The sequence below is a fragment of the Rhodococcus sp. IEGM1339 genome (assembly GCF_050321925.1).
GTDB classification, from domain to species: domain Bacteria; phylum Actinomycetota; class Actinomycetes; order Mycobacteriales; family Mycobacteriaceae; genus Rhodococcus; species Rhodococcus pyridinivorans.
The window spans coordinates 1-15,118 of record NZ_JBNQFT010000035.1 but is presented as its reverse complement, the minus strand read 5'-3'; the positions used below and the strand labels follow the sequence as shown (position 1 = coordinate 15,118).

Sequence of the window (15,118 nt, the reverse complement as noted above, 5' to 3'; positions counted from 1 at the left end):
TTTTCCGTCCCGGCCAGGCCACCAGATAGGTTGGAATGCATGACTGACGCAGATAGTGCCGCAGCGTCCACGCGCGCGGGTGCCACCCCCCGATCCGTCCTCGTCACCGGTGGAAACCGCGGGATCGGCCTCGCCGTCGCCCGTCGCCTGCAGGCGGACGGCCACAGGGTCGCCGTGACCCACCGCGGTTCGGGCGCGCCCGACGACCTGTTCGGTGTGCGGTGCGACGTCACCGACGCCGACTCGGTCGACGCCGCGTTCAAGGAGGTCGAGGAGCATCAGGGTCCCGTCGAGGTGCTCGTCGCGAATGCGGGCATCACCGACGACACCCTGCTGATGCGCATGACCGAGGACCAGTTCAGCTCGGTGATCGACGCGAACCTCACCGGCGCCTTCCGGTGCGCCAAGCGCGCCAACCGTGCGATGCTCCGTGCCCGTTGGGGCCGCATGATCTTCCTCGGCTCCGTGGTCGGCCTCGCCGGTCAGGCCGGTCAGATCAACTACGCGTCCTCGAAGGCCGGTGTCATCGGGCTCGCCCGTTCGGTCACCCGCGAACTCGGTTCGCGATCGATCACGGCCAACGTCGTCGCTCCCGGTTTCATCGAGACCGACATGACTGCGGATCTGTCAGACGACCTGCGCGACACGGCGAAGAAGTTCATCCCGCTGCAGCGACTCGGCAAGCCCGAGGACGTCGCAGCCGTCGTCAGCTTCCTGGCCTCCGACGACTCCGCCTACGTCTCCGGCGCCGTGATCCCGGTCGACGGCGGCATGGGCATGGGCCACTGACGGTCTCGCGACCACATCCGAATCTCACTGGAGGACCGACACACTCATGGGCGGACTGCTCGAGGGCAAGACCATTCTCGTCACCGGCATCATCACCGATGCCTCGATCGCCTTTCACACCGCGAAGGCCGCGCAGGAACAGGGCGCGAAGGTGATCATCACCGGCTTCGAGCGACTCCGGTTGATCGACCGGATCGCGCAGCGTCTCCCGCAGCCGGTGCCGCCGGCGATCTGCCTCGACGTGCAGAACCAGGAGGATCTCGACGGTCTCGCCGACAAGATCCGCGAACTCGCACCGGAGGGGATCGACGGTGTCGTCCACTCCATCGGTTTCGCACCCCGGTCCTGCCTGGGCAGCCCGTTCCTCGACGCGCCCTGGACGGACGTCGCGGTGGCGCTCGAGGTGTCGGCCTACTCCTACGGCGCGCTCGCCAAGGCCGTCCTACCCGTCATGAACGAGGGCGGTTCGATCGTCGGAATGGACTTCGACCCGTCCCGGGCCGTGCCGTTCTACAACTGGATGGGTGTCTCCAAGGCGACGCTCGAGTCGGTGAACCGCTACGTGGCCAAGGAAGTCGGCCCGCGCGGTATCCGTTCGAACCTCGTCGCCGCCGGCCCGATCAAGACGCTCGCGGCCAAGGCCATCGCGGGCGACGCGACCGGCCCGGGCGCGGAGATGAACCGTCTGAACGAGGGTTGGTCGGCGGCGTCCCCGATCGGCTGGGACGTCGACGATCCGACGCCCGTGGCGAAGACCGTGTGTGCGGTGCTGTCCGACTGGCTACCCGGGACAACGGGATCCATCGTCTACGTCGACGGTGGTTTCCACTCCCAGGTCGGCTTCGGCAGCTGACCGTACGACGGAAGGCACTCCCATGACGAACACCCCCGGGGCGTACGACGCGCTGATGCTGCTGTCGTTCGGCGGACCGGAAGGACCCGACGACGTGCGACCGTTCCTCGAGAACGTCACTCGCGGACGAGGGATCCCGCCGGAACGACTCGACGAGGTCGCGCAGCACTATCTGCACTTCGGGGGTGTCTCGCCGATCAACGCCTTGAACCGGGCGATCATCGACGCCGTCCGCGCCGAGTTCGACGTGCACGGTATCGATCTGCCGATCTATTTCGGCAACCGCAACTGGCATCCCATGGTCGAGGACACCGTCGCGCGGATGCGCGACGAAGGGATCCGTAACGCCCTGGTGTTCGCGACCTCCGCCTGGGGCGGCTACTCGGGTTGCCGGCAGTACCACGAGGACATCGCACGGGCGCGGGACGCCGTCGAGGACGCCCCGCAGCTGACGAAGCTGCGGCACTTCTACGACCACCCGCTGTTCCTCGATGCCGTCACCGACGCCGTGCGCGCGGCCCGCGTCGAACTCGCCGACGACGTGCGCGATTCCGCGCGCGTGGTGTTCACCGCGCACTCCGTTCCGAACTCCTTCGACGCGACCGGTGGTCCGCCGGAGGAGGGCGGCCGTCTCTACAGCCGGCAGGTCGCCGAAGCGGCGCGGTTGGTGGCCGAGGCGCTCGGCGAGGGCGACTACGACCTGGTGTGGCAGTCGCGGTCCGGTCCGCCGCAGGTGCCGTGGCTCGAACCCGACATCGTCGACCACATCGATGCGCTGCACGAACGGGGAGTCCGAGCCGTCGTGGTCGTGCCGGTCGGGTTCGTCTCCGATCATCTCGAGGTCGTGTGGGATCTCGATACCGAGGCTCGCGATCGGGCCGCTGAGCTGGGCATGGGCTTCTCTCGTGCGGCGACGGCCGGAACCGACCCGCGCTTCGCGCAACTCGTCCGCGAGCTCGTCGAGGAACAGCGGGAGGGGGTCACCGCCCGTCGCTGCGGCACCGAACCGCTGCTCGGGTCCGCGTGCAACGGGAGCCTGTGCGCCGTCGGGTGCTGTGAGCCGCCGAAACGCCCGTCCCGGCCCGCCGCGAACGGATAGATGCCTCCGAGCCTCACCGGGCGGAGTGCCCGGCCGGTGAGGCCAGAGGGGAGTCGAACCAGCGGGGCAGCGACCGGCGCAGGGCGCTCGGACCGTCGACGACTACGGCGCCCGAGCGCAACGCGTCCGGCCAGGTCGCTTCGCCACGCCAGATCTCGGTCAGCTCCCGCAGTCCCGTCGTCACCCGGATCGAGACCTCGAATCCCGGGTCCTCGTCGCACACGTCGACGTCGTGCGGCGTGATGACCATCCACCACCGGCGCGACGCGTGAGTGACCGTCGGGAAGACGAACTCCACGACCACCCGGGATTCCGGCAGGGCCGCATGGTCGACGTGCCGGTGCATGTCCCACATCAGCAGTCGCGGATCGAGGTCGACCTCGCCGAGTTTCCCGGTCCACCGCGTGCCCCAGGCACCGAGTGCGTCGACGACGGTCTCGAGATCGCGTCCCGCCGGGGTGAGCACGTATCGGACGTCGTTTCCGTCCTCGAGGCGCTGCACGATGCCCGCCGCTGTGAGCTGGTGCATCCGCTTCGACAACAGCGTCGGCGACATGCGGGGCAGGCCGCGTCGGAGGTCGTTGAACCGTTCGCTGCCGAGCACGAGTTCGCGCACCACGAGCAGCGTCCACCTCTCGTCGAACAACTCCATCGCCTTGGCGACGGGACAGAACTGGTGGTAGGGCGGGCCCATGATCGGATCGTAGGCCGGTCGGACCGCCGCGACCAGCACGGATGAGCGGCGGTGCAGTACAGATTGTGTACTGGAGGACACCGCGTCCGTGTTCCTACAGTCGATCTGTGACCCGGGCCGCTTCCGAGACGGTGCCGAAGCCGGGTCCCTCGACAGGAGGAATCCTCTGATGACCGACATCTCCACGACACACGACGCCGATCTCGCCCTGAAGGCCAAGCACCGGGCGATGTGGGCACTCGGCAACTATCCAGCGGTGGCGACCGAGGTCATCGCCGAACTCGGCCCCGCTCTCGTGGCCGCGACCGGAATCGGTCCGGGCGACCGCGTCCTGGACATCGCCGCTGGATCGGGCAATGCGTCGATCCCCGCCGCGCTCACCGGTGCGACGGTGCTCGCGACCGACCTGACCCCGGAACTGTTCGAGGTCGGCCGCCGTGACGCCGAAGCGGCAGGTGCGACGCTCGACTGGCAGGAAGCCGATGCCGAAGCGCTCCCGTTCGACGATGCGAGCTTCGATGCCGTGATCTCTTGCGTGGGAGTGATGTTCGCGCCCCACCACCGGGCCGCGGCCGACGAACTGCTCCGGGTGACCCGCCCGGGCGGACGTATCGGCCTGCTGAGCTGGACCCCCACCGGCTTCATCGGGCAGATGTTCGCGACGATGAAACCGTATGCGCCACCGCCCCCGCCGGGTGCACAGCCGCCGCCGCTGTGGGGCGACGAGGTGCACGTGCGCGAGCTGATCGGCGACCGTGTCACCGACCTGCAGGCACGCACCGAGAACCTGCGCGTCGAACGCTTCGCGACCGGGGAGGACTTCCGCGAGTTCTTCAAGTCCGCCTACGGCCCCACCATCGCGGTGTACCGCAACATCGCGGACGACCACGATCGGGTCGCGGCTCTCGATCTCGACCTGCTCGAACTCGCCCAGCGTCACGATCTCGGTGGGGGAGCGATGAATTGGGAGTACCTGTTGGTCACCGCGCAATGGAGTTGACGCGCACTGGAGTTGACGCGCACTGTCGGCCGCGGTCAGTGATGGTGCTCGGCCCGCAGAGCCGCCGCGACCGCACCGGTGCGGGCCTCGCGGACCGCGGCCCACAGCGGCTGCAGCGCGCCCTCGCGGCCGGTGGCGGCGGACACCGAACCGGCCCGCAGACCCCCTCCGCGACCGGCCACGGTGAGGATCGCCGCGACCTGGTCTGCGGTGTCGAGGACGCGCACGGCACGTGCGGGCAGTGACGGGGGATAGCGGTGCCGCGCGAGTTCGGCGACCTTCTCGGCGATCTCCGTCCGCGGATCGGTGCGGCGCCCGTCGGTGCCCACCGTCGGGATTCCGCTCAACGCGGAGGCGGCATCACGCACCGCCTCGCGGATCGCGAACTCGGCCGCACCGAGACCACCGTCGACGGCGATCTCGGGTACCGCCGGCAGCGTGAAGACGTTCCACCGCAGGACGTCCGGACCCTCGATGACGGGTACCAGACCCAGCCCCGGGGCGCCGGGCGCTCCCACGACGACACCTTCACCGGCCGCGAGCGCTGCGGAGGCGAACGCCGTACCGGCAGGCAACGCGCGGACGTCGCCCGGGGCGGGAAGGACGAGATGCAGACCCGCGCCGGCGGCGGAATCGACGCGGCGGATCAGGGTGAGCAGCAGGGCGGCACCGTCGGCGACACCCTTGTCGGGCAGATCCGCCGCGGAGGCCGTCGCCGCATCGTGGGCACCCACGAGATGCATCGGCGCCCACTCGTGCAGCGCATCGATCACATCGTCGGGGGAGGCGTGACCGGACAGCCACGACCCCGCCCACACGGTCAGCGTCAGGCTCGGAGAACTCACCCCGAAAGCATACGGCGACCGCGCACGGCGGTCCGGCGTGGCAGCGCGAGCGGTCCCGCGCAATGTCCTAGGGTCGACTGGCGTGAGCCCACGCGATATCTACGGCGGCGACATCTACGCCGGTCACGCCCGCACCAAGAAGAAGTCCGTTCCCGAACTCGCAGCGGAGCGCGGCGTCGTCGTCGAGGACGCCGCATCCGGCTGGTGCGGCGCGATCGTGGGAATCGAGAAGACCCACGACGGCGACTTCGTGCGGCTCGAGGACGCGCAGGGACGCACCCGTCTGTTCGCGATGCGCCCCGCGGCCTTCCTGGTCGACGGAGCACCCGTCACCCTCGTCAAACCGAAGATCCGTCCCGCCTCCGCACCGACGAGATCCGCCTCGGGATCCACCCGGGTGGAGGGTTTGCGCGCACGCGTGGCGCGGGGAAGCCGGATCTGGGTGGAGGGCGTGCACGACGCCGCCCTCGTCGAACGGGTGTGGGGGCACGACCTGCGGGTCGAAGGCGTGGTCGTCGAACAACTCGAGGGCCTCGACAATCTCGGCGCCAGGCTGGCCGAGTTCGAACCCGGCTCGGGCCGACGCGTCGGTGTGCTCGCCGACCACCTCGTCACCGGGTCCAAGGAGGAGCATCTCACCGCGAATCTAGGTCCGCACGTGATGGTCACCGGCCATCCCTACATCGACGTGTGGCAGGCCGTGAAACCGAAGGCCGTGGGCATCGACGCCTGGCCCTCCATTCCGCGCGGACAGGACTGGAAGACCGGCGTCTGCCGTGAACTCGGCTGGGGCACGCCGCAGGACGGCTGGCGGCGCGTCTACAACGCCGTGAACTCCTTCCGCGATCTCGAATCGCACCTCATCGGCGCCGTGGAGCGCCTCGTCGACTTCGTCACCGAACCCGACGAGAGCTGACCGAGCGCAACCATGACGGTGGGGTGGGTGCCCTGGAGCGACAGCGCTCGGAACAGGAACATCGGCCGGATGCGGCGGTCTGCCGGCGACCGGACGAAGGTGCGGTCGGCGACGGGTACATCGTCCTCGATGTTTGCGCGAACGCGCTGTGCGGGAGTGACTTCCATTGCCGGACTCCTCGGGTGCGAAGCCTGGGGAACGGATGCGGACATCAGCTGTCGGTGGAGGGGGAGGGCGGCTTCGTTGTCGACGAATCGTCGTGCGACCGGGTGGTAACGAACGGTGCGGACCGCTCCGACGATCCATTCGACGGCGCGCTCGTACGGGTCCTCGATGTCGTCGATGGCCGCGTGGAACCGCGTGACGAGCTGATCGAGCTCCCACGAGGAGCGAACGCGCGGGGGTGATGCCGGTAGTTCGGGGACGGTATCACCGATTTCACAACGGCAAAAGGATGCGTTTCGGTTGCCTCCACTTACGAAGCCGGGGTGACATTCCGGTCGGGACGGAAAGCCGAAGAATATAGAATTACCGACCTGAGATCTTCCCTGCGGAAAGCAGCCTCGAGGACGAGGGGCCAAGACCGCTTCCTCCACCAGGGCATCTGCCAGGATGTCCGATTTGTGGTTCGATGGTGATCGTGGCCGCATTGATTTGGTTGATCGCCGGAGTGGCGTTGGCGGCCGGCGAAGCGCTCACGGGCGATTTCGCGCTGCTGATGCTCGGCGGTGCAGCGCTCGTCACCGGCGGTGTCTCCGCGGTGACCGATCTGCCCGTCTGGGTCGACGCGGTGATTTTCGCCGTGACCTCGCTGGTTCTGCTGCTCGGTGTCCGGCCGATGCTGAGGCGCCGGTACTCCCAGCCGCCCGCTCTGCCCACCGGGATCGACGCTCTCCCGGGCAAGCACGCGTTGGTCCTCGAGCAGGTGGGGGAGCATTCCGGGCGCGTGAAGATCGACGGTGAGGTGTGGACCGCCAGGCCGCTGGACGCCACCGAGGTGTACGGGCCGGGAACGACAGTGACAGTGATGCAGATAGACGGCGCGACTGCCGTCGTGTGGAGGGGTGTCTGAGGATGGAAGCTCTGATCGTGCTCGCCGTAGTGGTGGCACTGGTCGTGGTGGTCGTGGCCAAATCGGTATCGCTGGTACCGCAAGCGGAGGCCGCGGTCATCGAACGTCTCGGCCGGTACTACCGGACGGCGTCGGGTCAGCTCACCTTCCTGGTGCCCTTCGTCGACCGCATCCGCGCGAAGGTCGATCTACGCGAACGTGTCGTCTCGTTCCCGCCGCAGCCGGTCATCACCCAGGACAACCTGACGCTGAGCATCGACACGGTCGTGTACTTCCAGGTGACGAACCCGCAGGCGGCGGTCTACGAGATCAGCAACTACATCGCCGCGGTCGAGCAGCTCACCGTCACCACGCTCCGCAACGTCGTCGGCGGAATGACCCTCGAGGAGACGCTCACCTCCCGCGACTCCATCAACGGTCAGCTCCGCGGTGTGCTCGACGAAGCGACCGGCCGATGGGGCCTGCGTGTCGCCCGGGTCGAACTCAAGAGCATCGATCCGCCGCCGTCGATCCAGGAATCGATGGAGAAGCAGATGAAGGCCGACCGCGAGAAGCGCGCGATGATCCTCACGGCCGAGGGTCACCGTGAATCCGCGATCAAGACCGCCGAGGGCGACAAGCAGTCGCGCATCCTCTCCGCCGAGGGTGCGAAGCAGGCCGCGATCCTCGAAGCCGAGGCCGACCGGCAGTCGCGGATCCTGCGCGCGCAGGGTGATCGCGCGGCGCGCTACCTCGAGGCCCAGGGCGAGGCGAAGTCCATCGAGAAGGTCTTCGCCGCGATCAAGGCCGGCAAGCCCACTCCGGAGCTGCTCGCCTACCAGTACCTGCAGACCCTGCCGCAGATGGCCCAGGGCGATGCGAACAAGATGTGGGTGGTGCCGAGCGACTTCGGCAAGGCGCTCGAAGGATTCGCGCGGACGCTCGGCGCGCCCGGCGAGGACGGCGTCTTCCGCTTCGAGCCGAGTCCTGTCGACGAGGAACTGCAACGGCCCGAGGACGACAGTGCCGAGGTCGAGGACTGGTTCGCGACCAAGCGCGACCCCGAGGTGGCCCAGGCCGTCGCCGAAGCCGAGGCGGTCGCGCGCAAGCCGGTCGACCCCGCAGTGCGGACGGGTCTCGCCACGGAGGGGACGCAGGGGGTGCCGGTGAAGGACAGTCAGCGTTGCCCGCAACGCCGCCGGCGCAGCGCTGGATGACGAACGACGCATCCGAGCAGCCGGCCGAGCCGCCGCAACAGCAGTAACGGAAACCGGTTCAGTGGGAGGTCGCGCCGACCCGCGCGCCCTCCCACTCGTCATCGGCGGCCGAGCATCGGCAGTGTCATCGGCGGCCGAGCATCGGCAGTGTCATCGGCGGCCGAGCATCGGCAGTGCCATCGCCACCACGATGAGACCGGCGCCCGCGGCGGCGAGCACGGTCACGGACTCTCCGAAGGCGACCATGCCGATCATCAGCGCGACCACGACTTCGAGGTAGGACAGGCCGGACAGTTCCGCGGCGCGGAGGTGCTTGCCTGCGACGACGAGCAGCCCCAGCGCGAACAGACCACAGACGACGAAGAACCCACCGGCCCACAACCAGTGCGTCGCGGTCATCCCCGACAGGTCGGGTCGAGTCACCGCGACCATCCCACCTGCCGCGACGGCGCCGAAGACGAAGTTCCACAGGGACCGGACGTCGGACGGCATGTCGGTGCGATAGCGGTAGCACAGCAGGGCCCCGCCGTAGAAGACTCCCGAGGCAGCGCCCAGCACGGTACCCAGCGTCTCGTGCTCGCCCCCGGACGATTCACCGCCCACCAGGCCGGCGGCGAGCAACATGCCGGCGAACGCCGTGCCGATCGACAGGGCGTCGAGGCGACCGACCCTCTCCTTCAGGAACACCCGGGCGAGGGCCGTCGCGACGACGGGGCCGAGGTAATGGAGAACCACGGCACGGGACAGGTCGGTCAACACCGTGGCGGACAGATAGGTCGCGAGGGACAGTCCGAGGAGCACACCGCCACCGACGACCGACCAGGACAGGCGGGTCCGGCGCAACTGTCCGAGGCGGCGGGACAGCGCGATCAGGACGAGCATGCCGATCGCTCCGACCGCCATCCGCCCGAGCGTCAGTGCTTCACCGAGCACCGCGCCTTCGGGAGTGGCCTTGCGGCCGAACAATCCTGCGGCGCCCATCGCGGTCGCGGACAGCACGATCGCGGCGATCCCGAGTCGCCGGTTCGTACGCGGCGGCGACTTCGGGGCGGGGGAGGGAGGGAGAACAGGGCCACGCGACTCGGTCGGTGCAACTTCGGGGCGCTGCTCGAGCAGCGCATGATCGGCGCGCAGGGGCGCGCCCAGGGAAACGGTCACACGTCTACCTCGGGTCCAGGGTGCACGAAACGAGCACCAGCGGGTGTTGTCGTTCCCCGCTCTGTCATCGGACCTGAGAGCTTTCGCGGACGGAGCCGCTTACACCTTCGGTGAACCCGGAAGAGTTGCTTTCCAGAGGAGCCTCGCCGCGGCGGTCTGGGGGCCTGAGAGATTCCCGGGGAGGTTGCTCCTTCGGCGCCCGCTGTGTGCGGGACTCTCCCGCCGCGGTTCGGTGGCTGTTCAATTGTCCGTCGAGTATCTCATGGACTCGTCGTGACCGCGCCGCAGGGGACATCCGGTGCGCGTGCCCACAGTTCGCTGCGAGTGCCCGCGGTACGGATTGCGGATGGTTAGCTTGGTCGACATGAGTGCTCTGCCGAGACCGTGGATGCAGTTGCGGATCGCCGCGGGCGTATACCGATTCCGGGAGAGTCTGTTCGCGCTGCCCGCGCTGGTCGTCGTCGCCGGAGCCGTGCTCGCGGAGGTGAGCGGCTACATCGATCGGGCCTTCGGCCCCTTCGCGTGGGGCATGAAGATGAACAGCAACGCCGCGATCTGGCTGCTGAGCACCGTGGCGGGTGCCACGATCACCACCGCCGGCGTCGTCTTCTCGTTGACCGTCGTGAGCCTGCAGTTGGCGAGCAGCCAGTTCTCACCGCGGGTGATGCGGTCCTTCATCCGGGATCGGGCCAGCCAGACGGTGATCGGGATGCTGGTTGCGACCTTCGTTTACTGCGTGCTGACGCTGCGCCACATCGGCGCGGACGACGCCGCCCCCGCCCCCACACTGTCGACCACCCTCGCGGTAGTCCTCGCGGTGTCGACCGTGGTGCTCATCATCGCCTATCTCAACCGGCTGGCCCACGGTCTGCAGGTCGGGGAGGTGGTGCGCAGCATCGCCTCGGAGGCCGAGAAGGTCATCTCGAACACGAGCCGGAGTTCGCGCGGCGAGATCCACGTCGACCGGGTGCCGGAGCCGGATTTCACCGAGGGGGCGACGGTGTACGCCCCGCGCGACGGCTGGGTGACCCAGGCGCCGGCCGAGCTCGTTCTCGCCGTGGTACCGCCGGGTTCGGTCGTGCGGATGGAGACGCGTCCCGGCGCGTACATTCACTGCGGGGAACCGCTGCTGCGGATCCATCCGAAGCCGGAACGGGCGGTGATCCTGCGGCGGCTCGAGGCGGCCGTGGAGATCTCGAATACGCGCACCATGCAACAGGACGTGGACTTCGCGCTGCGGCAACTCGTCGACATCGCGCTGCGCGCACTGAGCCAGGCGATCAACGACCCGACGACCGCCACCGAGGTGGTGCTCCGGCTCGGCAGTCTGCTGCGCACCCTGCTGGTCACCGACAGTCCGGTGCCGGCGATCGAGGGTGCGGACGGCCGGATTCTGCTGCGTCCGTGGATCCTGTCGCCCGACGAGTACATCGAGCACGCCTTCGAACAGATCCGGCAGGCCGGCTCGGCGCAGCTGCACGTGGCCACGGCGCTCGCCCGGGTGCTGCGCATGCTCATCGATCATCTCTCCGAGCAGGGGCGCACCGGGTCGGTGCCGGCCTTGCAGCACCAGTTGCGTCTGCTCGTCGACGCGGTGGTCGCCCGGCCCGAGTTCCGTCCGGAGGACCTCGAACGTTTCCGTGCCGTCGCCGAGGGGTCCGCGGATCCCGCGGAGCATCGGACGGACTGATCGTCTTGGGGTGTAGGACCGATGGGAGACGGTTATCCGACTGCCACAGGAAGCGAGCCGATCGGGAGGACGACGACATGGCGACCCACTTCTCCGTCGGTGACCATGTCCGATGGAACTCCGAAGCCGGATACGTCGAGGGTGTGATCATTGCGAAGCACACGGAGGACGTGGAGTTCAAGGGGCGCACGCGGCGGTGCAGCGAGGACGAGCCGCAGTACGAGATCCGGAGCGACAAGACCGATCACGTCGCGATGCACAAGGGGAGTGCGCTGAAGAAGACCTGACGGTGGAGATCCCGGCGTCAGGTGATCAGCGCCTGCCCGACTCCGCACACCGCGACCGCCCACAGCACCGAGGTGGACGTGCCGATGATGAACTGTTCGGAGGCGTTCGGTTCGCGTAGTTCGGGATAACGGGCGAGACCCTTCACCGCCATGATGACGGCGATCCCCTCAGGCCATCCGGCGAGGATCGAGGCGGTGACCGCTCCGCGTTCGAGCACGCCGATGACGCGTCCGCCGCGGAGCGGGCCCGGGGGAGGGGTGGGCTCGGGACCGGCATCGGGTTGCCGGCGCGCGATCCGGAACGCCACGAGGACCGCGGGTCCGCCCCCGGTGATCGCCGCCGTGGCGGTGAGAATCAGCGTGGCCGCGAGCGCGACTCCCTGAACCGGTGTGGTCGCGGTGGCGGCGAGGGCTGAACCGGCGAGACCCGCAATGCTCAACGAGGCGGCCGGCCACACCGGCATGCTCGGGCGCAGCGCGAGTGCGGGTGCGAGAGCAGCCACGGCCAGGCACACCAGTGAGAGGACGGTCAACGGTCGGCCCTTTCCAGGAGTCGCCGCACGAGTTCGCGTCCGGCCAGTTCGGCCTGCCACCCGGCGGTGGCGAGGCGCTGGGACACCGCTTGTTTGCTGATGCCGAGACGCTCGGCGATCCGCGCCTGCGACAGGCCCTGACGAGCGAGGTCGACCGCCTCGTGCCCCTGGTCTGTGCGGCGCAGGACGACGGTGGCGAGCAGGGTGAGCGCGGCGTCGACGTCGGCGGTGGCCTCGGTGTCGTCGCCTTCGGCCGCGACCTGCCCAGGGGCGTTCTTGGCGCGTTCGACGGCGGTGCGGGCGTGTTCGAAGGCGGGTCCGCGGCCGGCGCGTGTCTGTTCGGGGAGCGGGGTCTCCACCGGGCCGATTCCCACCCCGATACTCCAGCGTTCCCTCCGGAGGAGGTCGAGGACGAGATCGACGACGAGGGCGGGATCGTCCGCGACGGCCTGGACCTCGTCGCCCGCGGTGCGCTCGAAGGGCCGTACCAGCGGAACATCCTGCAGTTCGGTGAGGAGGTCCGCCACGCGGTCGATGTCTCGGCGGCTGCTCCGCTGGTCGACCGTCAAGACGAACATGCGTCAAGTGTGAGGGCTTGATTGTCGATAATCAAGACCTGAAGCTTGACGACCGGAATGTGGGACAGGGACGCGTACAGCCTATCGGCCCGGCTCGTTCCCCGTCAGCTCATGATGTGCGGTGATCGCGTCCACCGCATCGCCGTCGTACTTCATCCGTTTCGCGATGGTGAGGCGGAGTGTCGACGGCAGTGCCGGGGCGAACTTCTTGAAGTAGGCGCACAGCCATTCCTGGCGACCAACGAGAAACGGGAAATCGGTCGTCATCATGTGGCGGGCGACCAGCATCGGCAACGGGGCGTCGAGTGGATGGAAGTCGTGATTCCACAGACCCGGCTGGGTGCAGCCCGGGTAGAACTGGCCGAGCATGAAACCGTGTTCGACGAACCGCGACTTGAATTCCGTGTGGACGACGTCGATCACCTCGAAGCCGGTGAGGTCGGGCAGTACGGTCACGAGCGTCTTCAGGCTCCGGTCGCGATCGTCCTCGCGTGAGAGCGTCGTGTACAGGTCGAACTGGTCCTCCACGATCGTGCCGAGTGCCCCGGCGTCGATTCCGGATCCGTGGACGAATGCAGCTCCGAAGAGCTGCTTGCCGATCGACGGGCGAACGAACGGGCACACGGGCCCGCTGCGGCCGAGGTCGGGGTTGGGTTCGGTGAGATACCCGCTCGCCCACCTTCTCAACAGGTGGGCGCTCGCTTCGTCTGCGTACTCGGAGGTTTCATCGAACAGGTCCACCCAGACCGTGCCCGAACGAGGTCCGATTCGTCTCTGGATCGGCATCTGCGCTTCCTCCCTCCAGGGGATGGATGTCGCGTGTTCGTGGGAACTGGGGAGGGTTCCCGGGAAGGATTGTCGGAAGGCTGTTTCGAGCAACAGGCATGAAAGAAGTGGAAATTGTTGCAGTGCAACATAATCGACTGCACCGGTCCGGCCTCGTGCATCGTCCGCTCTCGTGGATTCAGTACTCGTGCGACCGTCGGGCCGGGCGTGAATTCCCCTTCGTCCGGAGTTTACCGAGAGTTTTGCATTCTAAGTTTGTAAAACGAGCATAGCGCGGACGGAAGGTTTTTATCCATCCCATCAAACAAACCTAAGGTTTATGGTGTGAAAATGCCGAATGTCGGGATGTGCGAGCGTCGTCCTCTGCGAGATGTCCTGGTCGCATCTCGATCTCGTTCTGCTGCACGGCATTGCAGCAACCCCGTCCCCGTCCTACGCTGACGCATACATTCTCGAAGCGGCGTGCAGACTCGGTCGTTCCCGCTCGCGAGCTGTGCACGATGCTCGAGGGCATCCGGCTCGACGAGGCGCTCCCGTTCGCCGCTGCCGCTGCACACATCCTCGTGAAGGGGGCGCTGTGGCCACTCCCGTCGTAGGCACCGCGCAGAACTCCGACGCGCGCGCGGGTGCGTTTCCGCTGACTCCGGCCCAGTACGGTATCTGGCTCGCCCAGCAACTCGTACCCGAAGTCCCTTTCGTCATTGCCCAATACGTGGAGTTCCGTGGAGAACTCGATCTCGAGTTGCTGAAGTGGGCGTCGACGACCGCCGGTCGGGAGTTCGAGACCGTCCTCCTGCGCCTCGTCGACGTGGACGGCCGTCCGTACCAGGTCGTCGACCGGGACCTCGATGTACCCACCGAGGTCGTCGACCTCCGTGACGAATCCGATCCGCGGGGGGGTGGCCGAGGAGTGGCTCCGGCGGGATGTGGAAGCACCCGTCGACCTGATGGCAGACCGGTTGTGCCGCATAGTGGTTCTGCGCACAGGTGATGCCAGTTACCTCGTGTACGTCAAAGCCCATCACATCGCGCTCGACGGGTTCGGAGCGATGATCATCGTTCGCAGGGGAGCCGAACTCTATTCCAGGGCACTCGCCTCCCGGAGTTCCGGCCAGGACGGGGCCCCGCCGGACAAGCCGCCGCCGGACAAGCCGCCGCCGGACAAGCCGCCGGCGGATCTGCGGACGTTGTACGAGAAGGACCGGCAGTATCGCGCGTCGAACCGATTCGTCGCGGACCGTGAGTACTGGAGCGAGCGGATCCGCGACCTACCCCATGTCGACACCACCGAGGTGCCCCCGGCGGTCCGGACCGTCACGGCGGAGACGGATCTGTCGGACACTGCGGACGTCTACCTGTCGGGGTCCCCGCCGACGCGGGACGCCTCCTCGGCCGCAGTGGTACTCGCGGCCGCCGCCTGTTTCTTCTCGCGGCGGTCGGGACGGTACGACGTGCTCGTGAACATCCCGGTGTCGGCGCGGACGACGGCCGAGCTGCGACGCTCCGCCGGAATGCTCGTCAACGTCAATACCGTTAAGTTAGTGACTCACTATGGTGCATATCGGTGACTGGGTGGGTTGTGGATGGTGTTGGTGGTGCGCGCGTTTCGCGGCCCATTTGAG

General features: G+C 68.0%; 18 protein-coding genes and 1 riboswitch. Of the genes, 12 read left to right on the top strand and 6 right to left on the bottom strand.

What is annotated here, in order from left to right:
• Nucleotides 1-39: 39 nt before the first annotated feature.
• From fabG1 to ACQR3U_RS22170, 3 genes are read left to right on the top strand one after another with little or no spacing between them, the layout of a single operon-like run.
• Nucleotides 40-789: a 3-oxoacyl-ACP reductase FabG1 gene (gene fabG1 / locus ACQR3U_RS22180; RefSeq protein WP_024100828.1), complete on the top strand. Its 750-nt coding sequence runs from the start codon at nucleotides 40-42 to the stop codon at nucleotides 787-789.
• Nucleotides 790-835: 46 nt separating this feature from the next.
• Nucleotides 836-1,642, top strand: coding sequence for an NADH-dependent enoyl-ACP reductase InhA (inhA, locus tag ACQR3U_RS22175; protein WP_006551519.1), 807 nt, complete (start codon nucleotides 836-838; stop codon nucleotides 1,640-1,642).
• Between the two features lie 22 nt (nucleotides 1,643-1,664).
• The gene (locus ACQR3U_RS22170; protein ID WP_230811482.1) at nucleotides 1,665-2,741 is read left to right on the top strand and encodes a ferrochelatase; all 1,077 of its coding nucleotides are present in this window, start codon (nucleotides 1,665-1,667) and stop codon (nucleotides 2,739-2,741) included.
• Between the two features lie 13 nt (nucleotides 2,742-2,754).
• Here the strand turns inward: ACQR3U_RS22170 and ACQR3U_RS22165 are convergent, their stop codons facing one another.
• A complete protein-coding gene (locus ACQR3U_RS22165; protein ID WP_024100829.1) occupies nucleotides 2,755-3,435 on the bottom strand; it encodes a winged helix-turn-helix transcriptional regulator in 681 nt (226 codons plus the stop codon).
• Nucleotides 3,436-3,604: 169 nt separating this feature from the next.
• Between ACQR3U_RS22165 and ACQR3U_RS22160 the strand changes: the two genes are divergently transcribed.
• On the top strand, nucleotides 3,605-4,435 hold the full coding sequence (locus tag ACQR3U_RS22160; RefSeq protein WP_230811481.1) for a class I SAM-dependent methyltransferase: 831 nt from the start codon (nucleotides 3,605-3,607) through the stop codon (nucleotides 4,433-4,435).
• 35 nt (nucleotides 4,436-4,470) lie between these two features.
• Here ACQR3U_RS22160 and ACQR3U_RS22155 read toward each other — a convergent pair whose 3' ends face one another.
• Complete coding sequence (locus ACQR3U_RS22155) at nucleotides 4,471-5,280, bottom strand: hypothetical protein (RefSeq protein ID WP_230811480.1); 810 nt, start codon at nucleotides 5,278-5,280, stop codon at nucleotides 4,471-4,473.
• Nucleotides 5,281-5,362: 82 nt separating this feature from the next.
• Here ACQR3U_RS22155 and ACQR3U_RS22150 point away from each other — a divergent pair, with 82 nt between their 5' ends.
• The 4 genes from ACQR3U_RS22150 (at nucleotide 5,363) to ACQR3U_RS22135 (ending at nucleotide 8,464) form a co-directional block, all read left to right on the top strand.
• Nucleotides 5,363-6,196, top strand: a complete 834-nt coding sequence (locus tag ACQR3U_RS22150; protein ID WP_230811479.1) for a DUF3097 domain-containing protein — start codon at nucleotides 5,363-5,365, stop codon at nucleotides 6,194-6,196.
• Nucleotides 6,197-6,219: 23 nt separating this feature from the next.
• The gene (locus ACQR3U_RS22145; protein WP_230811478.1) at nucleotides 6,220-6,603 is read left to right on the top strand and encodes a hypothetical protein; all 384 of its coding nucleotides are present in this window, start codon (nucleotides 6,220-6,222) and stop codon (nucleotides 6,601-6,603) included.
• A 224-nt stretch (nucleotides 6,604-6,827) separates the two neighbouring features.
• On the top strand, nucleotides 6,828-7,268 hold the full coding sequence (locus ACQR3U_RS22140) for an NfeD family protein (protein WP_230811477.1): 441 nt from the start codon (nucleotides 6,828-6,830) through the stop codon (nucleotides 7,266-7,268).
• A 2-nt stretch (nucleotides 7,269-7,270) separates the two neighbouring features.
• A complete protein-coding gene (locus tag ACQR3U_RS22135) occupies nucleotides 7,271-8,464 on the top strand; it encodes an SPFH domain-containing protein (RefSeq protein WP_230811476.1) in 1,194 nt (397 codons plus the stop codon).
• 150 nt (nucleotides 8,465-8,614) lie between these two features.
• Here the strand turns inward: ACQR3U_RS22135 and ACQR3U_RS22130 are convergent, their stop codons facing one another.
• On the bottom strand, nucleotides 8,615-9,622 hold the full coding sequence (locus ACQR3U_RS22130; RefSeq protein ID WP_230811475.1) for a DMT family transporter: 1,008 nt from the start codon (nucleotides 9,620-9,622) through the stop codon (nucleotides 8,615-8,617).
• A 142-nt stretch (nucleotides 9,623-9,764) separates the two neighbouring features.
• A riboswitch (glycine riboswitch) is annotated at nucleotides 9,765-9,854 on the bottom strand.
• Between the two features lie 132 nt (nucleotides 9,855-9,986).
• Here ACQR3U_RS22130 and ACQR3U_RS22125 point away from each other — a divergent pair.
• A complete protein-coding gene (locus tag ACQR3U_RS22125) occupies nucleotides 9,987-11,312 on the top strand; it encodes a DUF2254 domain-containing protein (RefSeq protein ID WP_230811474.1) in 1,326 nt (441 codons plus the stop codon).
• Nucleotides 11,313-11,389: 77 nt separating this feature from the next.
• Complete coding sequence (locus ACQR3U_RS22120; protein ID WP_006551530.1) at nucleotides 11,390-11,599, top strand: DUF2945 domain-containing protein; 210 nt, start codon at nucleotides 11,390-11,392, stop codon at nucleotides 11,597-11,599.
• A 17-nt stretch (nucleotides 11,600-11,616) separates the two neighbouring features.
• Here ACQR3U_RS22120 and ACQR3U_RS22115 read toward each other — a convergent pair whose 3' ends face one another.
• The 3 genes from ACQR3U_RS22115 to ACQR3U_RS22105 form a co-directional block, all read right to left on the bottom strand.
• Nucleotides 11,617-12,132 carry a hypothetical protein gene (locus ACQR3U_RS22115; RefSeq protein ID WP_006551531.1) on the bottom strand — a complete coding sequence of 172 codons (516 nt, stop codon included), beginning with the start codon at nucleotides 12,130-12,132 and terminating at the stop codon, nucleotides 11,617-11,619.
• Nucleotides 12,129-12,710, bottom strand: a complete 582-nt coding sequence (locus tag ACQR3U_RS22110) for a SatD family protein (RefSeq protein WP_064851868.1) — start codon at nucleotides 12,708-12,710, stop codon at nucleotides 12,129-12,131. The genes ACQR3U_RS22115 and ACQR3U_RS22110 overlap by 4 nt, the downstream gene beginning before the upstream one ends.
• Nucleotides 12,711-12,791: 81 nt before the next feature.
• A complete protein-coding gene (locus tag ACQR3U_RS22105) occupies nucleotides 12,792-13,496 on the bottom strand; it encodes a DUF6875 domain-containing protein (protein WP_230811473.1) in 705 nt (234 codons plus the stop codon).
• Between the two features lie 337 nt (nucleotides 13,497-13,833).
• On the opposite strand from ACQR3U_RS22105, the gene ACQR3U_RS22100 reads away from it, so the two are divergent.
• Both ACQR3U_RS22100 and ACQR3U_RS22095 read left to right on the top strand, forming a co-directional pair.
• Entirely contained in the window at nucleotides 13,834-14,487 is a 654-nt protein-coding gene (locus ACQR3U_RS22100; protein ID WP_308251510.1) for a condensation domain-containing protein, read from the top strand.
• Nucleotides 14,396-15,064, top strand: coding sequence for a condensation domain-containing protein (locus ACQR3U_RS22095; RefSeq protein ID WP_428692136.1), 669 nt, complete (start codon nucleotides 14,396-14,398; stop codon nucleotides 15,062-15,064). The genes ACQR3U_RS22100 and ACQR3U_RS22095 overlap by 92 nt, the downstream gene beginning before the upstream one ends.
• Nucleotides 15,065-15,118: the final 54 nt, after the last annotated feature.